The 23,814-nt window shown below is 71.0% G+C and carries 19 protein-coding genes; 8 read left to right on the top strand and 11 right to left on the bottom strand.

Annotation, left to right across the window (positions count from 1 at the left end; translation table 11 throughout):
- Positions 1–78 precede the first annotated feature (78 nt).
- Positions 79–933, bottom strand: coding sequence for a GNAT family N-acetyltransferase (locus ACHBTE_RS11850; protein WP_394723638.1), 855 nt, complete (start codon positions 931–933; stop codon positions 79–81).
- Positions 934–1,139: 206 nt separating this feature from the next.
- Entirely contained in the window at positions 1,140–1,811 is a 672-nt protein-coding gene (locus ACHBTE_RS11855) for a chaplin (protein WP_394723639.1), read from the bottom strand.
- Positions 1,812–2,082: 271 nt separating this feature from the next.
- On the opposite strand from ACHBTE_RS11855, the gene ACHBTE_RS11860 reads away from it, so the two are divergent.
- Complete coding sequence (locus ACHBTE_RS11860; protein ID WP_394723640.1) at positions 2,083–3,666, top strand: alpha/beta fold hydrolase; 1,584 nt, start codon at positions 2,083–2,085, stop codon at positions 3,664–3,666.
- Between the two features lie 76 nt (positions 3,667–3,742).
- On the top strand, positions 3,743–4,840 hold the full coding sequence (locus ACHBTE_RS11865; protein ID WP_394723641.1) for a chemotaxis protein: 1,098 nt from the start codon (positions 3,743–3,745) through the stop codon (positions 4,838–4,840).
- 80 nt (positions 4,841–4,920) lie between these two features.
- On the opposite strand, the gene ACHBTE_RS11870 is transcribed toward ACHBTE_RS11865, so the two are convergent.
- On the bottom strand, positions 4,921–5,334 hold the full coding sequence (locus ACHBTE_RS11870; protein WP_394723642.1) for an SsgA family sporulation/cell division regulator: 414 nt from the start codon (positions 5,332–5,334) through the stop codon (positions 4,921–4,923).
- 436 nt (positions 5,335–5,770) lie between these two features.
- Here ACHBTE_RS11870 and ACHBTE_RS11875 point away from each other — a divergent pair, with 436 nt between their 5' ends.
- A complete protein-coding gene (locus tag ACHBTE_RS11875; RefSeq protein WP_394723643.1) occupies positions 5,771–7,189 on the top strand; it encodes a PP2C family protein-serine/threonine phosphatase in 1,419 nt (472 codons plus the stop codon).
- A 96-nt stretch (positions 7,190–7,285) separates the two neighbouring features.
- Here ACHBTE_RS11875 and ACHBTE_RS11880 read toward each other — a convergent pair whose 3' ends face one another.
- Entirely contained in the window at positions 7,286–8,782 is a 1,497-nt protein-coding gene (locus ACHBTE_RS11880) for a hypothetical protein (RefSeq protein ID WP_394723644.1), read from the bottom strand.
- A 245-nt stretch (positions 8,783–9,027) separates the two neighbouring features.
- Between ACHBTE_RS11880 and ACHBTE_RS11885 the strand changes: the two genes are divergently transcribed.
- A complete protein-coding gene (locus tag ACHBTE_RS11885; protein WP_394723645.1) occupies positions 9,028–10,170 on the top strand; it encodes an aminoglycoside phosphotransferase family protein in 1,143 nt (380 codons plus the stop codon).
- A gap of 260 nt (positions 10,171–10,430) precedes the next feature.
- Positions 10,431–12,398, top strand: a complete 1,968-nt coding sequence (locus ACHBTE_RS11890; RefSeq protein ID WP_394723646.1) for an N-acetylmuramoyl-L-alanine amidase — start codon at positions 10,431–10,433, stop codon at positions 12,396–12,398.
- 165 nt (positions 12,399–12,563) lie between these two features.
- Here ACHBTE_RS11890 and ACHBTE_RS11895 read toward each other — a convergent pair whose 3' ends face one another.
- Positions 12,564–13,061, bottom strand: a complete 498-nt coding sequence (locus ACHBTE_RS11895; protein WP_394723647.1) for a hypothetical protein — start codon at positions 13,059–13,061, stop codon at positions 12,564–12,566.
- 173 nt (positions 13,062–13,234) lie between these two features.
- Here ACHBTE_RS11895 and ACHBTE_RS11900 point away from each other — a divergent pair, with 173 nt between their 5' ends.
- Positions 13,235–14,158: a phosphotransferase family protein gene (locus tag ACHBTE_RS11900; protein ID WP_394723648.1), complete on the top strand. Its 924-nt coding sequence runs from the start codon at positions 13,235–13,237 to the stop codon at positions 14,156–14,158.
- Positions 14,159–14,195: 37 nt separating this feature from the next.
- On the opposite strand, the gene ACHBTE_RS11905 is transcribed toward ACHBTE_RS11900, so the two are convergent.
- From ACHBTE_RS11905 to ACHBTE_RS11930, 6 genes are all read right to left on the bottom strand, one after another.
- Positions 14,196–15,110 carry a universal stress protein gene (locus tag ACHBTE_RS11905; protein WP_394723649.1) on the bottom strand — a complete coding sequence of 305 codons (915 nt, stop codon included), beginning with the start codon at positions 15,108–15,110 and terminating at the stop codon, positions 14,196–14,198.
- Positions 15,111–15,290: 180 nt separating this feature from the next.
- Complete coding sequence (locus ACHBTE_RS11910; protein WP_394723650.1) at positions 15,291–15,536, bottom strand: DUF397 domain-containing protein; 246 nt, start codon at positions 15,534–15,536, stop codon at positions 15,291–15,293.
- A 117-nt stretch (positions 15,537–15,653) separates the two neighbouring features.
- On the bottom strand, positions 15,654–16,820 hold the full coding sequence (locus ACHBTE_RS11915; protein WP_394723651.1) for a thiolase domain-containing protein: 1,167 nt from the start codon (positions 16,818–16,820) through the stop codon (positions 15,654–15,656).
- Positions 16,817–17,866 (bottom strand): thiolase domain-containing protein, encoded by a 1,050-nt coding sequence (locus tag ACHBTE_RS11920; RefSeq protein WP_394723652.1) that lies wholly within the window; start codon positions 17,864–17,866, stop codon positions 16,817–16,819. The genes ACHBTE_RS11915 and ACHBTE_RS11920 overlap by 4 nt, the downstream gene beginning before the upstream one ends.
- Positions 17,863–18,879, bottom strand: a complete 1,017-nt coding sequence (locus ACHBTE_RS11925; RefSeq protein ID WP_394723653.1) for a Zn-ribbon domain-containing OB-fold protein — start codon at positions 18,877–18,879, stop codon at positions 17,863–17,865. The genes ACHBTE_RS11920 and ACHBTE_RS11925 overlap by 4 nt, the downstream gene beginning before the upstream one ends.
- 13 nt (positions 18,880–18,892) lie before the next feature.
- Positions 18,893–19,693, bottom strand: coding sequence for a crotonase/enoyl-CoA hydratase family protein (locus ACHBTE_RS11930; RefSeq protein WP_394723654.1), 801 nt, complete (start codon positions 19,691–19,693; stop codon positions 18,893–18,895).
- A 177-nt stretch (positions 19,694–19,870) separates the two neighbouring features.
- Between ACHBTE_RS11930 and ACHBTE_RS11935 the strand changes: the two genes are divergently transcribed.
- Positions 19,871–21,499 carry an acyl-CoA synthetase gene (locus ACHBTE_RS11935; RefSeq protein ID WP_394723655.1) on the top strand — a complete coding sequence of 543 codons (1,629 nt, stop codon included), beginning with the start codon at positions 19,871–19,873 and terminating at the stop codon, positions 21,497–21,499.
- A 116-nt stretch (positions 21,500–21,615) separates the two neighbouring features.
- Positions 21,616–23,556 carry a sulfatase gene (locus ACHBTE_RS11940; protein ID WP_394723656.1) on the top strand — a complete coding sequence of 647 codons (1,941 nt, stop codon included), beginning with the start codon at positions 21,616–21,618 and terminating at the stop codon, positions 23,554–23,556.
- Positions 23,557–23,814: the final 258 nt, after the last annotated feature.

Genomic DNA, 23,814 nt, shown 5'->3' on the forward strand with positions numbered 1-23,814 from the left:
CTAGACAGCTCCACCACACCGGAGGTCTTCGCCATGATCAAGCCCCACCGGTGTCAACAACGCTCGTGATCAATACACCTAGCCCAGCTCCAGCGTGGTGATGCCGAAGACGCGCTCCTCGGCGAACGGCCGCACGGGGCCGGTGTACATGCGGGCCGTCTCGAAGGAGGGCGTGAAGCCGGCCTCCTCGGCGAGGGCGACGGCCGCCGCGTTGGTCTGGGGGACGTCGACGGCGACCTGCCGGCCTGCCGCCCGAGCGGTCAGCGCGGCGAACAGGGCGCGCGCGTCGTCCGCGGTGTCGGCGAAGAGCGGGCCGATCCGGGGGCAGTCACGGCCGGGGCGGATCACGCCGTAGCCGGTGACGCGGCCCCCCGTGCGCCGGACGACGGCGTGATGCCCGGGGCCGGTGAGCCACTGCGCGAGGAAGCGGGGGCGGTCGGCCGGGGTGCAGCCGGAGTCGTAGGCCGTGATGTCGGCAAGGTCCTCGGGCCGTACGGCATGGACGTCCGCCGGGGCGTCGAAGGCGGGCGCGGTTCCGGTGAACCGGGCGGTGCGGTGGGCGAGTTCGAAGCCGGAGCGGCGGTAGTTGTCCTGTTGGGCGACGACGCCGTCGAGCCCGATCGTGCGGTTTCCGGCGTGGGCGAGGGCGGTCTTCCACGTGGTCAGGCCATGGCCGCGGCCCCGCAGGTCGGGGCGGACCAGGTAGTGGCCGAGGAAGGCGTAGTCGCTGTCGTAGGTGACGACCGAGATCGCCGAGACGGGCTCGCCGTCGATCCGGCCCACGAAGAACCCGTCGGGGTCCTGAGCGAAGAACGCCGGTGCGTCGGCGAGCCCGGGGTTCCAGCTCTCGTCCGCGGCCCATCCCGTGATCACCGACCAGTCGTCGAGTCCGGCTCGGGTGACGACGAGGTCCTCGGGGGCCGGAGAGGCCATGGGTGCGCTCCATTCGGGGGTGAAGGTCCGTGCGCGCGGTGATCGACCGCGCCCTCAGCATCCTTGCGGATCACCGGGAACGGCGTCACGGCGCGATCAAGCCGTTGCCGCGGCCCGGGGGGCAATGAGCGAACGAGTGTTCGCAAGCCGAGGGGCCCCACCATCCGCCGCCCGGTGGGGCCCCTCGTGCCGCACGCGAGGCGCGGTCAGCGCACCGCCTGAGGGCGGAAACGCCGGTACAGCACGGCCCCGCTCAGGACGAGCAGCGTGCCGCCCGCCACGCCGGCGAGCGCCTGGTCGGATCCCGTGTGGGCGAGGGTGGGCTCGGGACCGTGCGGAACGTACGCGGGCGGCTCCTCCCGCGGCCGGGGGTCGTGCGTCCTGGGCTCGGACGGCTTCGGGGCCGGCTTCGCGGCCGGGGGCTGCTCGCCGGGGCCGTTCACGGACTCGTTGCCGGTGGCGGGGTTGCCGACGCCGACCACGTTCACCGAGTTGCCGCTGACGTTCACGGGGACGTGGACCGGGAGCTGGATCGTGTTCCCGGAGACGATTCCGGGCGAATCCTTTCCGCTTCCCTCGGCGGAGGCCCCGCCGCGCGCGACGTCCTTCGACGTGGCCGCGCCGTCCTTCTTGGCCGCGCCGTCCCTGTTGGTGCAGCTGTTGCCGACGGCGGGGTTCAGGAGCCCCACCACGTTCACGGTGTTCCCGCACACGTTCACCGGCGCGTGCACCGGGAGCTGGATCGTGTTCCCGGAGAGCACCCCCGGCGAGTCGGCCGCGGCACCATCCGCCGCGGAATCGGCGAACGCCGGCATCGTCACGGCCATCGCGCCCGAGGCGGCGACAGCGATCACACCGTATCGGGTAACCCGTCTCATAGGTTCCCTGCCTTCCAGACATGGTCGCGGGCACTCACCCGCACCGGATAAAACGCAGGCGAACCATCCGAGTTATGGCTTATCGGCCATTCACCCCATCGAGCGTCAGGGTTGTCGAACTAGCGGTAAAAACATCCGAGCGTCACGCAAGGGGCGCAGGGTACGCCGCCCCGGACCGCCCCGGCATCTCGGGAGGCGGGCCTCCCGGGGCCCGCATATCGTGAGCGAGGGCGCCGATCCCGGTCCGCGACGGGCGTCCCTGGAGGCATCGATGCTGGCCAAGCTGTCTACGCGGCCCGCGCTGCGGCGCTGCGCGGTCACCGGTGCGGTCGGACTGGCCGTGCTCGGCACCGGCCTGCCCGGGGCCCGGGAGGACACCGAGCCCGGCCTCTCCCGTTTCTATGAGCAGAAGATCAGCTGGACGAAGTGTCCGGGTGAAGGGCTGCCCAAGGATCTCCAGTGCGGCAAGGTCACCGTCCCGCTCGACTACTCCCACCCCCGGGACGGCACTTTGGATCTTGCGCTCGCCCGCTACCGGGCCACGGGCGAGAAACAGGGCTCGGTGCTGCTGAACTTCGGGGGGCCGGGCGGCGCCGGGGTCCCCGAGTTCGCGGCCGGTGGCAAGGAGTTCATGGAGCTCACGGACGGCTACGACATCGTGACCTTCGATCCGCGCGGCGTCGGCAGGTCCTCGCCGGTCAGCTGCGGCGAGTTCGAGGAGAACGTCGATGTGGCGGACGACGGCACGGAACTCGGCCGCGATCCGCGCTCCGTCCTCGATCAGCTGAAGAAGGCGGCCGACGAGTGCACCCGGCACTCCGGGCCCGTACTCCCGCACATCGGCACGGTCAACGCCTCCCGCGACATGGATGTGATGCGCGCGGCCCTCGGCGACAAGAAGCTCAACTACCTCGGATTCTCCTACGGCACGCGCCTCGGCGCCGTGTACGCCGCCCAGTTCCCCGACAAGGTGGGCCGGCTGGTGCTCGACGGCGTGGACACGCTGACCGAACCGCTGACCGAACAGGGAGTCGCCGGCGCCAAGGGACAGCAGCAGGCGCTGGACGAGTTCATCGACTGGTGCGTGCAGGACATCGCCTGTCCGTTCGGGCAGGACGCACGGGTGGCGAGGAAGGAGGTCGTACGGCTGGTCGACTCGCTGGACGCCGATCCGGTGCCGTCGGCCTTCGGAGAGCCGTTCACCGGGCAGGACCTGGTGGGCGCCATCGGACAGGGCCTCTACAGCGAGGAGTTGTGGCCCTCCCTGGAGCGTGCCCTGGCCTCGCTGGTCGAGGACGGCGACACACACGCCATCGAGTCCTTCGCCACCGGCGGGGCCGCGCCCGGCCGCCGGGAGGAGACCGAGGATCCCGACGCCGGCCTCGTCGACGAGGAGGACGTCCCCCTCGACAACCTCCCGGCGGCACTGATGGCGATCAACTGCGCGGACGATCCCGACCGCCCCACCGCCGACGAGATCGTCGACAACCTGGACCGGCTGCGCGCCGAGTACGACGCGGCCTCGCCCGTCTTCGGCCCGTACCGGCTGACCGGGGTGCTGATGTGCTACGGCCGCCCCAAGGGCACGGACTTCATCCGCGACGACGTGAAGGACGTCCACACGCCGAAGATGCTGCTCGTGGGCACCCGCGGTGACCCGGCGACGCCGTACCGCTGGACCGTGCAGACGGCCGAGCGGCTCGGCTCCTCGGCCGTCGTCCTGGACAACAGGGGCAGCGGCCACACGGGATACGCCTCCTCCAAGTGCGTGCACCGCAAGGTCGACTCCTTCCTGCTGTACGGCACACTGCCGGCCGACGGCAGCTCGTGCGGTCCGGAGGAGGACCGGGACTAGATCCGGACCAGATCCCTGGGCGGGGTGATGGATTGCCCCTAATGCCCGATCGGTGAATCGGCCCTATCGTGCTGTTATGGAGCACGCACTCAGTCCCACGACCCTCTCCGAGCTGCGGCGCCCGCGCCCCTATCCGGCCGTGTCCGTACTGACGCCGACGCATCGCCGGGAGCCCTATCGAGCTCAGGACCAGGTCCGGCTGCGCAATGTCGTGGCCGAGGCCAAGAAGCAACTGGAGGCCGATCCGTCGGTCACCCGGGAGCGACGGGTGGATGTCGAGCGGCAGCTCGACCAGGCCCTCGCCGAGGTCGATCTCACGTACGCCGAGGACGGCCTGGCCATATTCGCCGCTCCGGGCGAGCACCAGGTGTGGTCGCTCGCGCGCACGGTGCCCGAGCGCGTCGTGCTCTCGGACACCTTCCTGACCCGCAACCTCGTCTCCGCGCACGCGGCCCAGCGGCCGTTCTGGGTGCTCTCGGTCTCGGCCGACCGCGTCACGCTGTGGAACGGCAGCCCGGACCGCGTCACCGAGGCCCGCGTCGGCGGCTTCCCGCTGACCCGGGGCATCGAGAACTTCGACGCGGAGCGCATGGAGCGGATCGGCGACAACCCGAGCACCTTCCGCGACGAGGGCACACGTCACTTCCTCAAGGACGCCGACTCCGCGATGACCACGATCCTGCGGGACGCGCCGCGCCCGCTCTACCTCACCGGTGAGCAGGCGGCGCTGTCCTTGATGGACGAGATCGGCGGCGTCAGCAAGGAGGCCACGCACGTCCCGCACGGCGGGCTCGCGCACGGCACCCGCGAGGCCGTGTGGCAGGCGATCCTGCCCAGGATCACCGCCGAGGACCGCAGGCACACCGATGCCGTGGCCCGTGAACTCGTCTCCGCACGTGGCCGCAAGGCGTTCGCCGCCGGTGTCGACGAGGTGTGGCACAGCGCCCGCGAGGGCCGGATCCGGCTGCTGGCGGTCGAGGAGAACTACCGCGTCACGGTGCGGGACGAGGGCGGCGATCATCTGATCCCGGCCGACAGCGGCGAGCTCGACTCCCGCGAGGACATCGTGGACGAGATCGTCGAGCAGTGCCTGGAGACCGGCGCCGAGGTCCGCTTCGTCCCGGACGGGACGCTGGACGACGCCCACGGGATCGCGGGCGTGCTGCGCTACTGACGCCGGGGCGGTGGACACAGGGCCGACGGGGCGGCGGCCGGCTGTCCGCGCACCGGTTCACACACCGGTTCCCACCCGATTCACACACCGTCGAAGAGCGCGCTCAGGCCGCGTTCGACCACCGCCCCCAGGTCCTCCTCCCCGGCCGCGACCACGGCGTACGTCCGCAGCAGGAAGCGGTCGAGGGCGGGGGTCTCGAACTGGAGCAGTGCCATGCCGTGGGGCGAGTGCAGCTCCACCGCCGTGCGCTCCGGGCCGCACGGCCAGATGTGCACGTCCCCGTCGCCGGCCGGCCCGCGCAGCCCCGTCTCCAGCAGACCGCGGGCGAACGTCCAGGTGGCACCGCGGCCGTCGAGGGAGACCGCCCCCGGGAAGTCGATGTGCACCGCCAGCGGGTCCGTGGAGGCGTACCGCAACCGGGCGGGAACGGGGAGTTCGCGTTCCTCACCGGTGATCAGACGGGCACGGGCGGGCTGCTCGAGGGCGATGTCCATGGGCGTCTCCCCTGCGGTTCGTCGGACGGTTTTGCCGCTGTGCCTGTTACGACCCCGCAGAAGCCGTTTGCATTACACCGAAGCACCCATCAATTGTGTGAGGTGCGTCACTTCGCGCGAGTGCAACCATCCGACGGCGAGCGGCTCGCGACGCCTGCCGCCTCACCTCTGGAACGTACGGTCGACGAACATGCGATTGAGCGCGGTGCGGCGACCTCGCCGGACCCTCAAATCACGTACTCTGCCTACGACTTGCCCTCTTCGGCGACGTACTGCATCGGCATGACCGAGACCCTCCCTGAAGACTCTGGCATATGCCGGACGCACCACCGTATCGGGTGTTGCCAAATCCCTTACAGGGCGTCGCGGGCTGTGCCAGAGTCGTAACGGTCCTTCCGTCAGCCTTGGTCGTACCGTCCTTGCATCGGAGTGCGTCATGCCGCCCCATCTCTCCGCGGACCGCCCCGCCGCGCAGCCGCCCGGACGCGGCTCGGTCGACGCCCTCATATCGCAGACCCGCCGTCTCAAAGGCGAGGTCGACGCCGTACGGCGGGACACGCAGAGCGACGACGCACACCCACGCGAACGATGGCAGCGAGCTCTCTACGACCTCGCCCTGCACCAGCTCGACGACCTCGACGAGCATCTCGCCCAGCTGCGCGACGGCCCCGCCCCCACACCCCCGCCCGCACCGGTCGAGCCCGCGCCTCCCGGTCCACGGCACGACTCGCTGCTCAGCCGGGTCGGCAGCGCGGAGTGGAACCTGCTGACGGACGAGGCCAGTTGGTCCGGCGAGCTCTATCAGATCCTCGGGCGGGAGCCCGCCACCGCCCCGCTCACCCTCGACGAGCTGCCGTCGGTGGTGGTCGACGAGGACCGGCCCGCGCTGACCGCGATGGTCACCGGCTGTCTGATCGACGCCAAGCCCATCGACGGGGAGTTCCGGATCGTACGGCCGGACGGCGAGGTCCGGACCGTGCACATGATGGGCGAACCCGTGCTCGACACTGACGGCAGCACCGCGTCGATGTGGGCCGTGCTGCGGGACGTCAGCGAACTGCGCCGATGCCGGCGGGCGGTGAGCGAGACCCGTGACTCGCTGCGGCGTCACCGGCACGAGGAGCAGACCGAGCACCGGCTCGCGGTCGAGTTGCAGGAGGCCGTGCTGCCGCCATGGCGCGGTTCCCTGCGGCTCCCGCACTCAGGCCCGGAGACGCTGGATCTCGCGGCCCGCCATCTGCCGTCCTCGACGAGCGCACTGATCGGCGGCGACTGGTACGACGTCCTCGAACTGACGGACGGTGAAACGTTGTTGAGCGTGGGCGGCCTCACGGGTCACGGCGTCGCCGTGGCCTCGGGCATGGCGACCCTCCTGGGTGCCGTCCGGGGCATGGCGATGGCCGGCACCCAGCCGGGTCAACTGATGTCCTGGCTCAACCAGTTGCTCGACGCCACCGTCCAGCCGGCCCTCGGCAGCGCCGTCTGCTGCCGCTACCGGCCCGAGGTCCGCACGCTGACCTGGGCACAGGCCGGACACCCCGCCCCGCTGCTGTTCCGCGACGGGACGGGGCGCAGGCTGGACTCACCGGACGGTGCCCTGCTGGGCGCCACCTCGGGTGCCGTCTACGCACAGGCCGAGGAGACCCTCGAGGTCGGCGACCTGCTGGTGCTGCATACCGACGGACTGGTGCCGGGGCACAGCGCCGCGGACTCGGTGCCCCACCTTCTCGACCTCGCCCCCCGTCTGAGCGAGGCAGGGACCGCACAGGACTGCGTACGGCTGGTCGTCGAGGCGGTCGGTGACAGCGAGCGCACGGACAGCGCCTGCGTGCTCGTGGCCAGGGTGACGTCCTAGCACTGGGACGCCCCAGCACCCATGCCCCCGTACTCAAGGCCCCCGTACTCAAGGGGAATCAATTACTCACAACGGTCGGGCAGGCGCACAGTCCCCTTACGCCTGTGCACTGTTGCCGCGGCCCGGCTTCCTCACCTTGGGCAGTGCCGACTCGATCTCCTCCCGTAGTTCGCTGATCTTCGGGTAGCTGGAGTACTCGGCGGTGAGCCGGTACATCTGGCGCAGCCGGTCCCAGGTGCGGCCGGACGAGTTCGAGCCCATCGACATCAGGGCCAGCCGGGCGTACCGGTCCGCCTGTTCGGGGTCGTCCGCGATGAAGCAGGCGGACGCCATGGACAGATGGTCGAAGATCTTCGACCGCTCCCGGCCGTCGTTGCGCAGGGACAGGGCCTTCTCCGCGTAGTGCTGGGCATGTACCGCCGCGCCCGGCTCGAACTCGGCCAGGGTGCGGTAGGCCAGGGCCTGCATGCCGTACAGATCCTCGTCCTTGAAGGTCTGCATCCAGCTCGGTGGCGGTACGTCACGCTTGTCGGAGACGAAGAGGTCCTCCGCCTGGCCGAGGGTGCGGCGCATGGCCTGGCCCTTGCCCATCGCCGCCTGCGCCCAGGCCTCGATGGTGTGGAACATGGCCTTGGTGCGCGGAAGCACCTTGTCGCCGGAGCCGGACTGGGCGAGTTTCATCAGGTCGAGTGCGTCGTCGGGCCGGCCGAGGTGCACCATCTGGCGAGCCGCCCGGGAGAGCGCCTCCCCGGCGCGCGGCCGGTCGCCGCCCTCCCGGGCCGCATGGGCGGCGATGACGAAGTACTTCTGGGCCGTGGGTTCCAGGCCGACGTCGTGCGACATCCAGCCCGCGAGGACGGCGAGGTTGGCGGCGACGCCCCACAGGCGCCGCTGGAGATGATCGGGGTGACGGTAGGCGAGCATGCCGCCCACTTCATTGAGCTGGCCTACGACTGCCTTGCGCTGAAGCCCGCCGCCGCGGGCCGCGTCCCAGGCCCGGAACACCTCGACCGAGCGCTCCAGTTCCTCGATCTCCTGCGACCCGATGGGGGCGGCCTCATAGCGGTCGAACCCGGCGGGGTCGGCGTGCAGGGGGTCGTCGAACTGGGGGGCGTCGGCCTTGAGGGCCGGATCGGTGTGCAGCCAGTCGTACATGGCGCTGCTGAGTGCGGATCCCGCGGCGAGCGCGGCACCCGCGCCCACCAAGCCGCGTCGGTTGAGCATGAGGTCCATTCCCGTGAATTCGGTGAGGACCGCGGCGGTCCGTTCGGGCGCCCACGGCACACCGTCGGGATGCTCCACATTCCCGGCGTCCTGCCGTTTCCCTGCACGCCCGTGCCGGACCAGACCGAGGTCCTCGATGGTCACGACACGGCCGAGACGCTCGGTGAACAGGGCCGCCAGCACCCTCGGCACCGGATCGCGCGGGATCTCTCCCATGTCGATCCACCGCCGCACGCGCGAGGTGTCGGTCGCCAGCTGGGGGTGGCCCATGGCCGCCGCCTGCCGGTTGACCAGCCTCGCGAGCTCACCCTTGGACCAGCCGGCCAGGCCGAACAGGTCCGAAAGGCGGGTGTTGGGTTCTCCGCTCACGTCAAGCCCCCAGGTTCTCGGCTGAGTTGACAGTAGCCCGGTGAGAGTTGCCTCGGGACTATTCGCCAGGGTTCGCCAGGGTGCGCCAGATGGTGTGCCACTGGGCATCGGGTGTCAGGTAGGAACGCGCCACCCCGACCCGGTCGCCCCCCAGCTACGGCTGACGCATTCCCCAGGGTGCACCCGGGCGGCCGGATCGGGCAGCGCTTTGTCGTCGCAGGCACACGAAGGGATCTGTCTCTCCCATGTACGCAGCATCGTCCTCCGTGTCCGCCCCGCCCCGGTCGCTGCACCCCCGCCCGGTGGGTGGCGGCCCCTACCTCGCCCCCGCGCGGCCGGCCGCCGCGCCCACGCTCGGTGCGGGCCGGACGCTGCGCCCCGCGGGGCTCGGCACCCAACCGCTCAGCGGGAGACTCGACTTGTCCGGTCCGCAGGGCACCCAGCTGCGCACGGCGATCGCGTCGGTGCACCGGATCTGCCCGGAGTTCGCCCCGGTGCAGGTGCTGCGCCGCAGCGGGCGGTCCGTGCTCCTGGTCGGCACGACCGGGCGCAGCACGGCCGTCGCCAAGTGCTTACTCGACCACTCCGCCGTCTGGGCCGAGCGCGTCCGGCACGAAATAGCGGCATACCGCTCGTTCGTCCGGCACCGCCCTCCGGTGCGCGTGCCGAGACTGATCGCAGCGGATCCGGACAACTGCACACTGGTCATCGAGCGGATGCCCGGCCGGGTGGCGGCACTTCAGCGACATCCGTTGGAGACACCGCCGCGCGCGGACATCAGAACGGCGCTCGGGGCGATCTGCCGGCTCAATGCCTGGCGTCCGCCGGCGGGCACCTTCGACGCGCCGCTCGACTACGCCGCCCGGATCTCCCGATACCACCAACTGGGGCTGCTCACCGACCGGGACATGGGCGATCTCCAGAAGCTGCTGCACGGCATCGCGGCGAGCGCGGGCCGCCAGGGCATGGGCCAGTTCTGCCATGGCGACGCACTGCTCTCGAACATCCTGCTCTCACCGGCCGGTCCAGTGCTGGTGGACTGGGAGCACGCGGGCTGGTATCTGCCGGGCTACGACCTGGCGACGCTGTGGTCGGTGCTCGGGGACGCACCGGTGGCCCGTCGTCAGATCAGCCAGATCGCCCAGTCGGCGGGCCCGGCCGCGCGGGACGCCTTCCTGGTGAACCTGATGCTGGTGCTGACCCGTGAGATCCGTACATATGAGACGGCCGTGCAGCGTTCGATGCACGACTCGACCCCGGCGGCACCGGGAGTGGCCCACCCGGGCGCTGCGCCGTCCGGCGAGGAACAGCGGCTGCTGCTGAGGCGGCTGCACGACGACTGCCAGCTGGCCCGGCGGGCCGTACGTGCGGCGGTCGGCACTCGCTGACGGGGACGGTGGTCCGCGGTGCGCAGCGCGCACCGCGGACCTTCGTATGTCCGACCGCCCATCGGCACACGCCCATTGGTGTACGCCACTGATGCCCCGCAGGCCCGGGCTGCACCACCGCGAAACTCCCGGGAACCCCGATTGACAAGGGATTTCACCAGCCTCTTGGCATGATTGACGGATCGTCGGACAGCCGGTACCACTGACGCACGCCCGGCCACCGCACGGCTCATCGCGACCGACCGTCCCAGGAGGCTGCCATGCGAGGATCCGTCACCGACCCCTGCAGAGCGGCCGGACACCCACATCGGCGGGCAACGGTGCGTACGGTGGCCACCGCGGCGCTGCTGCTGCCGCTGATCGGCGCGGCCCCCGCCGACTCGGGCTCCTCGACCACCGGCCTCCAGTCGGCCTTCGCCTCCGCCGCCGACCGGTACGACGTGCCGCAGAGTGTCCTGCTCGGCGTCTCCTATCTCCAGTCCCGCTGGGACACACACGCCGGAGCGCCCAGCGTGACCGGCGGCTATGGCCCCATGCACCTCACGGATGCCCGCACCGCGCTCGCGCAGGCGGCACCGCACCACAGCGAGGGCTCGGAGGATCCACGCGGCGACAGCGCCCGCCCGCCGCTGCTCCCCAAGGCCCGGCTGCCGGAGCTCTCCCGGCTGCCGGCGCGTCTGCGGACCTTGCCGAGGGCGGCTGAACTGACCGGACTGAGCACTCAGGAGCTGCGGACGGACCCGGCCGCCAATGTGGCCGGCGGCGCGGCTCTGCTCGCCGCCGCACAGCGGGAACTTGGCCGTCCGTTCAGCTCGGATCCGGCGGACTGGTACGGCGCGGTGGCCCGCTTCTCCGGTGCCGACGACCGAGCGACCGCGGTGGCGTACGCGAACGACGTGTTCGACGTGCTGCGCAGCGGACAGGAGCGCCGGACGGACGCGGGTCAACGGGTCGTCCTGGCCGCCCGGCCGGGCCTGGCCCCCGATCCGGGGCAGTTGCGGGGGGCGGGTCTGCGGGCGGCCCGCGCCGCCGGTACTCAGTGTCCGCCGACGGTGTCCTGCGAGTGGATCCCGGCGCCGTACGAGCAGTTCGGGGACGGCGACTACGGCAACCACGACCTGGGCAACCGCCCCGCCTCCCAGAGCATCGAGTACATCGTCGTGCATGACACGGAGGGTGCCTGGGAGGGCGTCCTGAAGATGGTGCAGGACCCGGCCTATGTGTCGTGGCAGTACTCGCTGCGCTCCACCGACGGGCACATCGCCCAGCATGTGAAGGCCAAGGACGTGGCCTGGCACGCGGGCAACTGGTTCGTCAACGCCAAGTCGATCGGCCTGGAGCACGAGGGCTTCCTGGCGCGGCCGGACGCCTGGTACACGGAGGCGATGTACCGGTCCTCGGCCCGCCTGGTCACCTATCTCGCCAAGAAGTACGGCATTGAGCTGGACCGGCAGCACATCCTCGGCCACGACACCGTGCCGGGCCCGACCGCGTCGACGATCAGGGGCATGCACACCGACCCCGGCCCGTACTGGGACTGGCGGCACTACTTCGAGCTGCTCGGCCGCCCCCTGGTGCCCGCGGCGGGGCGGAACGGTGGTCTGGTGACGATCCGCCCCGACTACGCCGCCAACCGGCCCGAATACACGGGCTGCGTCACCGCGGGCAAGCTCTGCGACGCCCATGGTTCGAGCGCGGTACGGCTGTATTCCGGGCCCGGTGAGTCCTACCCCCTGATCAAGGACATCGGCCTGGGCACGACCCCGACCACGGGGGTGAACGATCTGTCCTCGCGGGTGTCGACGGGCCAGCAGTACGCGGTCGCCGGCCGGGACGGCGACTGGACGGCGATCTGGTACCTCGGTCAGAAGGCGTGGTTCAGGAACCCGGCGAAGAGACCGGCCGCGGTGAACGCGACCGGTCTCGTGGTGACGCCCAAGGCGGGGCGCGCTTCCGTCCCGGTGTTCGGGCGCGCCTATCCCGAGGCCGCCGCCTATCCCGCCGACGTGCCCGTGCAGTCGGTGTCACCGCTGCCGTACAGCGTGCTCGCCGGTCAGCGTTACGCGGTGGGCGGCAGCACGCCTGGCGAGTACTACTACGCCGTGAGCTTCGACGAGGGCTCGCACCGGGTCGTGGTGGGCAAGGACGTGTACCACCAGATCCAGTTCGGCCACCGGGTGGCCTTCGTGCGGGCGGCGGATGTGCGACTGGTGCCGTCGCGCTCCTGACGGCACATCCGGGTGAGGGTCTCGGTGCCCTCCGCCCGGCCCAGAGATCCGCGCCATGAATCCGCGCCAGAGACCCGCGCCAGAGATCCGATGAGTCTGGCGCCAAGGGTCATGAACACAGCAAACGCCCCCCGTCCGGGGGGCGCGGCCTTCGCAGGGAGCGATTCAGCCCTGCTGGAACAGCTCCGCCGGCAGCGGCTTCAGGAGGGCGTACAGATCGTCGGTGATGGGGCGGTCCCAGGCGGCGATCGTCACCAGGACGTTGTCGCTGCGGTCGAACTGCACGCACGAGATCCGGCCCTCGGAGAGCTTCAGCCGCCGCACGATCAGGAGATTGTCGCCCTGCATCACCGGTACGTCCTCGCTGCCGACGACGGTGACCTCCTCGTCGTTCTCCAGTGCCAGCAGCAGCTGCGCGACCTCGAACGGGATCTCGCCCTCGGCGACCTCACGGGCCGGCGAGCCCTCGGGAAGGTTGCCGATGATCATCGCGGGGCCTCGGCCACCGAAGAGGTCGTAGCGCAGGAAGACGCCCTGGCAGCTGCCGTCGGGGGCGGGCAGCAGCCCGGCGCCCAGATTGCCGGGCCAGTCGCCCGGGTCCATGGCCAGTACGTCGAAGTCGGGCCCGGCGGGCGTGGCGCTGCGGCGGCGGAGGAACGACATGTCGCCATGGTACGTGGCCGTGCCCGTTCCGTGACGTGCGGGCATCGGTTCGAGGGCTGCCCCGGACCCGTCGGCGTGGGGCCCCGAACGCGCCCTCGTGCAGGCGCGCGGGAGGACGCCGGGGTGCCGAAATCGCGTTGCCCTCCCCGCACAGCCGTTCTACGGTCCCGATCATGCTGCCACCGGTGGAAACGGACGAGGAATGGGACGCCGTCGTCCCGGACGAAACGGTGATGAGGCCCGGGGCGCAGGACCTGTGCGCCCGCCTCGGGCTGGCCGGCGCCCCGCTGACCCGGTTCCCGGACGGGTCGCAGCCGGTGTACGCCGTGGGCGACGAGCACGTCCTCAAGCTGTTCCCGGGTGCCGCCGCTCTGGACGGCGAGGCGGAGGGCCGCGTCCTGTCGCACGTCCAGGGGCTCCTGCCGGTGCCGACGCCACGGGTGCGGGACGCCGGTGCGTACGAGAACGGCTGGCGGTACGTCCTGATGTCCCGGCTGCGGGGTGTGAACCTCGCAGCCGCCTGGGACCGCGTCCCGCGCGCCGACCGTGAGCGGCTCGTCGCCGAGATCGGTGCGGTCCTCGCCGCGCTGCACGCCGTGGATGTCACATCGCTCGATGACGTCCTCGGTCCCGGGGACTGGGGCGCCTTCGTGGACCGGCAGCGGGCGGGGGCCGTGGCGCAGCAGCGTGGACACGGTCTGCCGGCCGCCTGGCTGGAGCAGATCCCCCGGTTCCTCGCCTCGGTGCCGCTGCCGCGGGCGCCCCGTCCCGCCCTGCTGCACACCGAGGTCATGCAGCAGCATTTCCTCGTCGATCCCGACGGCTGGCGGCTGACCGGCCTCTTCGACTTCGAACCCGCCATGATCGGCGACCGGGCCTACGACTTCGTCGGCGTGGGCCTGTTCGTCACCCGCGGGGACCCACGGCTGCTGGCCCGCCTGACCAAGGAGTACGGCACCGCCGTCGACCCGGCCGAGGTGATGGCGTACACCTTGCTGCACGTGTACAGCAATCTCCCCTGGTATCTACGGGAGTTGGGGGCGCCGGCCGACGCTACGCCGGAGTCCCTGGCCGAAGCCTGGTTCGGTACCTGCTGACCCGCCTCGGCGCTGGACGACGGCACATGGCGTCCGCTCACTCCTCGGGCGGGGCGGGCGGGGCGGGCGGCACCACCGCCACGGGGCTCGCGGCGTGCAGCAGGACCGCCTGTGCGACCGAGCCCATCATGCGGGCGGGCGCCAGCAGTCGGCGCCGGTGCCGGCCGACGACGACGAGTTGCGCGTCCTTGGAGGCGGAGACGAGGAGACCGGCGGCGTCGCCCGGGGCGACATACGGCTCGGCCCGGACCTCCGGGTGCCGTTCGCGGTACGGGGCGAGGTGGCCCTCGGCGAGGGCGCGGGTGTCGCCCTCTACGGCGTCCTGGTCGACGGACGGCGGCAGGATCTGCGCGGGCGCCGCCGTCCAGATGTGGGCCGGCCATGAGTAGGCGGCGACGACCTGGAGCCGGGCGCCGTACGCCGTGGCCTGGGTGAAGGCGAAGGACAGCGTGGCGTCGTCGGGGCTGTCGACCTGGAGGCCGACGACGACTCTCGGTCCCGGTTCGACCTGCGTGTCCTCGACGACTCGGCTGCCCGGCTTGGGCACCACGACGACCGGGCATGCGGCGTCGCGTGCCACGGTCATGCCGGTGGAGCCGAGCAGCAGACCGGCGAAGCCGCCGCGGCCCCGGGATCCGAGCACCAACATCCGGGCCTCGGCGCCCAGTTCGGGCAGCAGCACACCGGCCGCGCCGTCCAGGGCGCGGTACTGCACCTCCGGCTGCTCCACCCGGCCGGCCAGATACCGGCGTACGTGGTCGAGCACCGGATCGTCCTCCGGTGCGGTCCGCCCGGCGGGCAGCATGCCGGGCCGGGCCCAGGCGGGGTACTGCTGCACATGGACCACGCGCAGCGGCGCTGCGTGCAGCAGGGCGGCGTCGAAGGCCCAGTCCAGGGCGACCAGGCTGTCGTCGGAGCCGTCGACCGCCACGACGACCGGCAGGGTGCTCATGGGTTCCTCACCTCCGGAGTACGACCTTCCCCCTCCCGGGGCCAGCCTGGCCCAGGCATCGGCTCCAGCGGCGTTGTCGACGTCGCGTGTCCGGAAAAACGGGCGGAACACACCCGGATCGGCTCGCAGGTGAGCCGGCGTGCGGAGAGACCCGCCCGCCGGCTCACCTGCGGCCTCGCATCACGTCAGGTCGAACTCGCCCTCCCTCGCGCCCGACACGAAGGCACCCCACTCGGCGGGGGTGAAGATCAGGGAAGGGCTCTCCGGGCGGCCGCTGTTGCGCATCGCGATGAAGCCCTCGACGAAGGCGATCTGCACATCGCCCTTGCCGCGGCTGCTCGAGTGCCACTCGGCGTTGCTGAGGTCCAGCTCCGGCTTGTCCCAGCCCGCGAGCCGCGGCTGCTGCTGGATCGTGCTCTCGGCCACGTCCGTGCTCCTCCCGATTCGTCGTCCGCGGCCAGCCTAGCGATCGGTTCCGGGTGCCGACAGGCCACGTGAGGGGGACCTTTGCGGAGAGGTCTTCACCACGGTGCGGCGGTTCCGTCAGGCGTCCGGGGGCTCCGCGCCCACGAGCCACATGGAGAAGAACTGCGATCCACCTCCGTAGGCGTGCCCGAGCACCTTGCGGGCCCGATCGATCTGGTGTTCCCCGGCCAGCCCGCGCACCTGGAGGGCGGCCTCCGCGAACCGGATCATGCCGGAGGCCCCGATGGGGTTGGTGGACAGCACACCGCCCGACATGTTGACGGGCAGGTCCCCGTCGAGTTCGGTGACCCCGGACTCGGTGAGCTTCCAGCCCTCGCCCTCGGCGGCGAAGCCGAGGTTCTCCAGCCACATGGGCTCGTACCAGGAGAACGGCACATAGATCTCCGCACCGTCGATCTCGCGGCGCGGGTCGGCGATACCGGCCTGCCGGTACACATCGGCCGCGCAGTCCTTGCCCGCCTGGGGCGAGACGAAGTCCTTGCCCGCGAACATGGTGGGTTCGCTGCGCATGGCGCCGCCGAGCATCCAGGCGGGCCGGCGGGGGGCGCGGGCAGCGCCGGCCCGGTCGGTGAGGACCATCGCGCAGGCGCCGTCGGAGGACGGGCAGGTCTCGGAGTAGCGGACGGGGTCCCAGAGCATGGGCGCGGCCTGGACCTTCTCCAGGCTGATGTCGTGCTCGTGGAGGTGCGCGAAGGGGTTCTTCAGCGCGTTGCGCCGGTCCTTGTACGCCACCAGGGAGCCGACCGTGTCCGGCGCGCCGCTGCGTCGCATGTACGCCCGTATGTGCGGCGCGAAGAACCCGCCGGCCCCGGCGAGCAGGGGTTGCTGGAACGGGATGGGCAGGGACAGTCCCCACATCGCGTTCGACTCGGACTGCTTCTCGAAGGCGAGCGTCAGCACGGTGCCGTGCACACGGGCCGCGACCAGGTTGGCGGCGACGAGGGCGGTGGAGCCGCCGACGGAACCGGCCGTGTGCACCCGGAGCATGGGCTTGCCCACCGCGCCGAGCGCGTCGGCGAGATACAGCTCCGGCATCATCACGCCCTCGAAGAAGTCCGGCGCCTTGCCGATGACGACGGCGTCGACGTCGGCCCAGCTCAACTCCGCGTCGTCGAGCGCCCTTCGCGCCGCCTCACGGACGAGTCCGGCGATCGACACGTCCCGGCGTGCCGCGACGTGCTTGGTCTGGCCGATGCCTACGACGGCCACGGGCTCCTTGCTCATCGCGGATCCCCTTCGAGTACGGCGACCAGGTTCTGCTGGAGACAGGGGCCGGACGTGGCGTGCGCGAGCGCCCGGTCGGACTCGCCGCGGTGGACGCGGGCGGCGGCCTCGCCGAGGCGGATGAGCCCGGCGGCCATGACCGGGTTGGCGGCGAGGGCCCCGCCGGACGGGTTGACACGCACGCCGCCGTCGAGTCGGAGCGCCTTGCGCAGGACGATCTCCTGGGAGCTGAAGGGCGCGTGCAACTCGGCGGTGTCGACGGGCCGTCGGAAGGCTCCGGCCCGCTCGGCGGCCAGGCGGGTGGAGGGTGAGTCGGTCAGGTCACGGACGCCCAGGCCGTGGGCTTCGATGCGGTGGTCGATGCCGCGGATCCAGGCGGGCCGTGCGCACAGCTCGCGAGCCCGCTCCCCGGCCGCCAGGATCACGGCGGCGGCCCCGTCGCCGATGGGCGGACAGTCACCGGTACGCAACGGTCGTACGGCGTACTCCCCCTGCGGCACCGAACCTCGCAGCTGGGCGTGGGGGTTGGCGGTGGCGGCGGCGCGGCTGCGGGCCGCGACGGCGGCGAGCGCGGGTTCGTCCGTGTCGCCGGCGTCTATGAGGGCCTGTGCCTGGAGTGCGGCCAGGGCGACGGAGTCGGGCCACAGGGGGGCGAGGTAGTACGGGTCGAGCTGGCGGGTGAGGACATCGCGCAGGGGGCCGGGTGAGGACTTGCCGTAGGAGTAGACGAGCGCGGTGTCGGCGTCCCCCGTCAGCAGCTTGGTCCACGCCTCGTACAGGGCCCATGCCCCGTCCATCTCCACATGCGACTCGGAGATCGGCGGCCAGGCTCCGACGCCGTCGAGGGCGAGGGTGAAGGAGAAGGCGCGGCCGGCCAGGTAGTCGCTGGAGCCGGAGCAGGTGAAGCCGATGTCGGCGGTCTTCAGGCCGGTCTGAGCGAGCACGTCGTGCAGGACGGGCATGAGCATCTCGACCTCGGACAGCTCCTCGCTGGTGCGCCGGTGGTCGGTCTGGGCGAAGGCGACGACGGCGATCTCGCGGTTCACAGCAGCTCCCGGTAGGTGTCGTAGTCCGCGTCGGGTTCGCCCGTGGGCCGGTAGTGGTCGGGGTAGCGGGCGCCTTGCGTCCACACCGGTTCGACGCGCAGGCCCATGCGCACCTGGTCGTAGGGGATGCCACCGATACGGCCGTGCAGGGCGAGATCGGCGCCGTCGAGGGCGATGTGGGCGTAGACGTACGGCACTTCGATGTCCAGGTTCTTCGCCTTGATGTTGACGATGCAGAACGTGGTGACTGTGCCGTGGGGACCTACTTCGACCTGTTCGGATGTGGCCACCCCACATGTGGGACACGCACCTCTCGGCGGGACGTACACCTTGCGGCAGGAGGGGCAGCGTTCGCCGACGTTGCGGTGTTCGGCGAGGGCGTTGATGTAGGCGGTCTGTGCGCGGCCGGGTGAGTAGGTGTAGTCGAGGCGGGCGGCGGCGATTATGCCGGTGACGGGGTCGGTGAACTCGCCGGTGTGGGCGATCGGTTCGGCCGGGCTGCCGACGTCGTGGCGGTCGCGGTCGGGACTGTTGCCGTCGAGGCTGTCGACGTCGGGACCATCGTCGTCGGGGCTGTCGTCGTACGGCTCGAAGCAGGCGATGTCGGTGATGGCCCCGGTGCGTTCCTCGGCCCAGCGGATGCGGACCCGCATGCCGGTGTGCACGGCGTCGGGGCCGGGGGCGTCGAGGGCGTGCAGGAGGGCGGTGTCGGCGCCGTCGAGGCGGACCAGTGCCCAGGCAAAGGGGGTGTCGAGGGGCTGGTCGCGGCGGGGGGCGTGGTTCCAGGCCCAGGTGGTGACCGTGCCGGTGGGGGCGACCTCGACCAGGTCGCGGATCTCCTCGGCGGTGACGGGGTCGTATTCGACGGGTGGGACGAGCGTGCGACCGTCGCCGGTGCGCACGCCGAGGACCACGCGTTCGCGCAGGCCGGTGAGGAAGGCGCTCTGGACGGGGCCGACGGAGCGGGTGAAGGGGAACTCGACGACCAGGGGGGCTTTGAGTACGTCCGGCACGGTGACTCCCTCGTCAGGCACGCTTGTAGTCGGGCGGCCGCTTCTCCGCGAAGGCGCGGGCGCCTTCCTTGGCGTCGGCGGTGTCGAACACCGGCCAGCCGCGCTTCAGTTCGGCGGCGAGGCCGTCGGTCTCGGTCATCTCGGCGGTCTCGTACACGGACGCCTTGACGGCCTCGACGGCCAGCGGGCCGCAGGCATTGATCTGTTCGGCGATCTCCAGGGCCTTGGCGAGGGCGGTGCCGTCGGGGACGACATGGCCGATGAGACCGATGCCGGCGGCTTCCCGGGCGCTGTAGGGACGGCCGGTGAGCAGCATCTCCAGGGCGTGGGTGCGCGGGATCTGGCGCTGGAGGCGGACGGTGGAGCCGCCGATGGGGAACAGTCCTCGTCGGACCTCGAACAGGCCGAACACGGCGGACTCGCCGGCGACGCGGATGTCGGTGCCCTGGAGCATCTCGGTGCCGCCCGCGACGCAGGCCCCCTCGACGGCGGCGATCACCGGCTTGCGGGGGCGATGGTGGCGCAGCATCGCCTTCCAGTGCAGGTCGGGATGGGCCGTGAGCCGGTGGCGGTACTGCTCCCCTTCCAAGCCGTTGCCGGCGAGGGCCTTGAGGTCCATCCCGGCACAGAAGCAGCCGCCCGCGCCCGTGAACACGATCGAGCGGATCGAGTCGTCGGCGTCGGCCTCGACCCAGCCGTCGTACAGGCCGACCAGCATCGGCAGCGAGAGCGCGTTCTTCGCCTCGGGCCGGTTGAGCGTGAGCACCAGTGTGGCGCCCTCGCGGCGCACAGTGAGGTGTTCGGTGCCACCCATGAGCCGTCTCCCCTCTGACAGAACGAGAACAGGTTGCAGTAGGTGGCAGAGCACTTCAAGAGTTTTCTGACAGCCAGTCAGATTCTTTTGCGCGCAGGCTTCACAGTTGTGCCGCCCTTTGCTCTGATGACCGGCGAACCGTCAACGAGCCAGGCCCTGCCGAGGTCAGGAGGAGCGGTGGAGTACAACCTTGCCGACCTGTTCGAATCGGTCGTCGACGCGGTGCCCGACCGCGAGGCGCTCGTGTACGTCGACCGCCCCGGGTCGGGCGCGGAACGCCGGCTGACCTACGCGCAGCTCGACGCGGCGGCCAACCGCATCGGCCACCACCTGATCGACAGCGGGATACGCCCCGGCGAGCACCTCGGACTGCACCTCTACAACGGCATCGAGTACCTGCAGACGGTGCTGGCCTGCCTGAAGGCACGGATCGTGCCGGTCAACGTCAACTACCGCTATGTCGAAGAGGAATTGGCGTACCTCTACCGGGACGCGGATCTGACCGCCCTGGTCTACGACGCGGAGTTCACGGACCGGGTGGCCGCGGCGCTGCCTCGGGTGCCGGGGCTGCGGCATCTGGTCCGGGTGGGCGGCGTGGCTCCGGATGCGTCCGGGGCGGCGGTCGTGCCCGCGGTGGCGTTCACGGACGCCGAGGCCGCCGGGTCGCCCGGGCGCGGGTTCCCGGCGAGGTCAGGTGACGACCAGTTCATCATCTACACCGGGGGCACCACGGGCATGCCCAAGGGCGTGATGTGGCGCCAGGAGGATCTGTTCTTCTCGGGGCTGGGCGGCGGGGCCCCGACGGGCGAGCCGGTGCAGAAGCCGGAGGAGCTCGCCGAACGGGTCGCGGCCGGCGGAGACGGGATCACGTTCTTCCCCACCGCTCCGCTGATGCACGGGACGTCCACACTGACGGCCTTCATAGGCTTCAACTTCGGCCAACGCGTCGTGATCCACCGCAAGTTCGTCCCGGAAGACGTCCTGCGGACGATCGAGAAGGAGAAGGTCACCAGCGTGTCGCTGGTGGGCGACGCGATGCTCCGGCCGCTGGTCGACGCCCTGAACGGGCCCATGAAGGGCACGGACTGCTCGTCGATGTTCAGCGTGTCGTCCTCCGGGGCGATCATGTCGGACACGGTGCGCAGGCAGTTCCAGGACCTGGTCCCGAACGTGCTGCTGCTGAACAACTTCGGCTCCTCGGAATCCGGCTTCAACGGGACGGCCACCGAGGACTCCGGGCCCCGGCGCGGCTTCCGCATCCGGGTGAACTCCCGTACGCAGGTCGTCGACCCGGCCACGCACGAACGGGTCTGTGTGGGCGAGGTGGGCCGCATCGCCCAGTGCGGCCATGTACCGCTCGGCTACTACAACGACCCTCGGAAAACCGATGAGACCTTCTTCGAGAAGGACGGCGAGCGGTGGGTGCTGCTCGGCGACATGGCCACCGTCGACGAGGAGGGCGTGGTCACGGTGCTCGGCCGTGGCTCGCAGTGCATCAACACCGGCGGCGAGAAGGTGTACCCCGAGGAGGTCGAGCAGGCCCTCAAGTCCCATCCCGACGTGTACGACGCGCTGGTGGCCGGGGTGCCGGACGCGAAGTGGGGACACCATGTGGCAGCCGTGGTGCAGCTGCGCGAGGGCGCGGTACGGCCCTCCCTGGAGGACATCCAGTCGCACTGCCGCTCCCAGCTCGCCGGGTACAAGATCCCCCGCCAGCTGGTGATCAAGGATTCGATCCGGCGCTCGCCCAGCGGCAAGGCGGACTACCGGTGGGCGAGGGAGGTGGCGGTGTCGGCGGACCGGTGAATTCCGGTCCGCCGCGATTGAACCTAAGGTGACGTGCGGACGTACTGGTGGTGGCAGCCCCCGTCACAGGGCGCTGTTCGCCATGCCATCGCAAGACCGCACGGAAGGACCGCCGGGTGTCGCTCTTCACTCGCTCCCACCAGCACACGAACGCCGCTGAGGGAGGAGCGGGAGCCGGGGACGCGGGTGCGGGGGGTGCGGGCGACGAGGACGCGGGCGGGGCGGGAACGGGCGGCGCGGCCGATGTCCCCACCGAGGAGGCCGACGCGGCGGACGTAGCCGGGGAAGCCGACTCGACCGACAGTCCCTCGGCCGACGCGAGCGGCGCAACCGACTCGACCGAGAGTCCCTCGGCCGACCCCGCTGCGGAGCAACGCCCCCCGGAGCCACCCGCTCCCCCGTCCCCGGGTTGGTTCGGCTGGCGGCGCCGCTGGCCCCGTACCGCTCGCGGCGTCACCGTGGGGACGACCGTGCTGGCTGCCGGGTTCGTGCTGTTCGCGCTGCTGGTACCCAACCGTCTCGAACGGCTCGGCCCCGAGTCGTTCTTCCGGCTGCCGGCCGAGGGAATCCTGCTGGCGGGCCTCCTGCTGGCGCTCCCGACCCGGTCACGGCGGCTGATGGCGGTCGTCTCCGGCGCACTGCTCGGCCTGCTCACGGTCCTGAAGTTCGTCGACATGGGCTTCTACCAGGTATTGGCCCGCCCCTTCGACCTCGTCCTGGACTGGATCCTGCTCGACGACGCGGCGGAGTTCGTGCGGGAGTCGTTCGGACGCAGCGGACAAGTGCTCGCGGTGGCCGGCGTGATCGTCCTGATCGTCGCCGTACTCGTCCTCATGACTCTGGCGATGGTGCGGATGACGAACCTGCTGGTCCGCCACCGTGCCGTCGCCACGCGCACGACGCTGATCCTGGGCACCGCGTGGATCACCTGCATGACGCTGAGCATCCAGATCGCCGGGGTCCCGCTGGCCACCAAGGGCAATGCCGAGTTCGTGAACAACCGGATCGACCAGGTGCAGGCGGGCCTGAAGGACGGACGCGTCTTCCAGAAGCAGGCAGCGGTGGACGCCTTCGCGAAGACGCCGCCGGACGAGCTGCTGACGGGGCTGCGCGGCAAGGACGTGCTGTTCACGTTCATCGAGAGCTACGGCCGGGTGGCGATCGACGACCCGGCGATGGCGCCGCAGATCGACGCGGTGCTGAAGGAAGGGACGAGCAACCTGAAGGCGGCCGGGTTCCAGTCGCGCAGCGCCTGGCTGAAGTCGCCGGTGACGGGGGCCGGCAGCTGGCTGGCGCACTCCACGTTCCTCTCCGGTCTCTGGATCAAGAACCAGCAGCGGTACCGGAGTCTGACCACCAGCGACCGCGCGACGCTGAACAGCTACTTCCGCAAGACCGGGGCATGGCGCACGGTCGGCGTCGTACCGGGCGTGCGGCGGGCCTGGCCGGAGGGCAAGTACTTCGCCCTCGACCACATCTACGACTCCGAGCATCTGGGCTACCACGGCCCGTACTTCAGCTGGACCCCCGTGCCCGACCAGTTCAGCCTGGAGGCCTTCCAGCGTCTGGAGCACGGCAAGAAGAACCGTGAGCCGATCATGGCGGAGATCATCCTGGCCTCCAGCCACAACCCCTGGTCCCCCATCGCCCGCATGATCGACTGGGACGACCTCGGCGACGGCTCGGTCTTCCACCGGATCAAGAAGGAGGGCACGGATCCCGCGGAGGTCTGGAAGGACCCCGAGCGCGTCCGCACCGAGTACCGCCGTGCCATCGAGTACTCACTGCGCAGCCTCACCGAATGGGTCGAGCGCTACGGCACCGACGACACGGTCCTCGTCTTCCTCGGCGACCACCAGCCCGTCCCGACCGTCACTGCAGGCAGCACCAGCAAGGACGTGCCCGTCACCATCGTCGCCCGCGACCAGAAGGTCCTGGACAGGATCGCCTCCTGGAACTGGACCGACGGCCTCAAGCCCGCCGAGAACGCCCCTACCTGGGGCATGGACCGCTTCCGTGACCGCTTCATGACGGCGTACGGACCCCGGAAGGGCTGAGCTGCGGTGAGCTGCGGTGAGCTGCGGTGAGCTGCGGAGGGTGCCGGCTCGGACGCGGGTCGGCTTCCCGAGGCGGCTTACCTAGCCGCCGCTATCAGTCGCTCAAGCCGATCGTCGGCGCGCCCGATCCGTCCGGTCCCTCGGCACCACCACCGCGGTTCGGCGAAGACTCGCCTCGAGGTCGTCGAGGGCCCAGGTCTGTCGTTTCCCTGCCGTCGGCCAGCTCGTTGGGCCGAACGAATGAAGCCGGGAGCGAGA

The organism is Streptomyces sp. M41 (assembly GCF_043673425.1).
Lineage (GTDB): Bacteria > Actinomycetota > Actinomycetes > Streptomycetales > Streptomycetaceae > Streptomyces.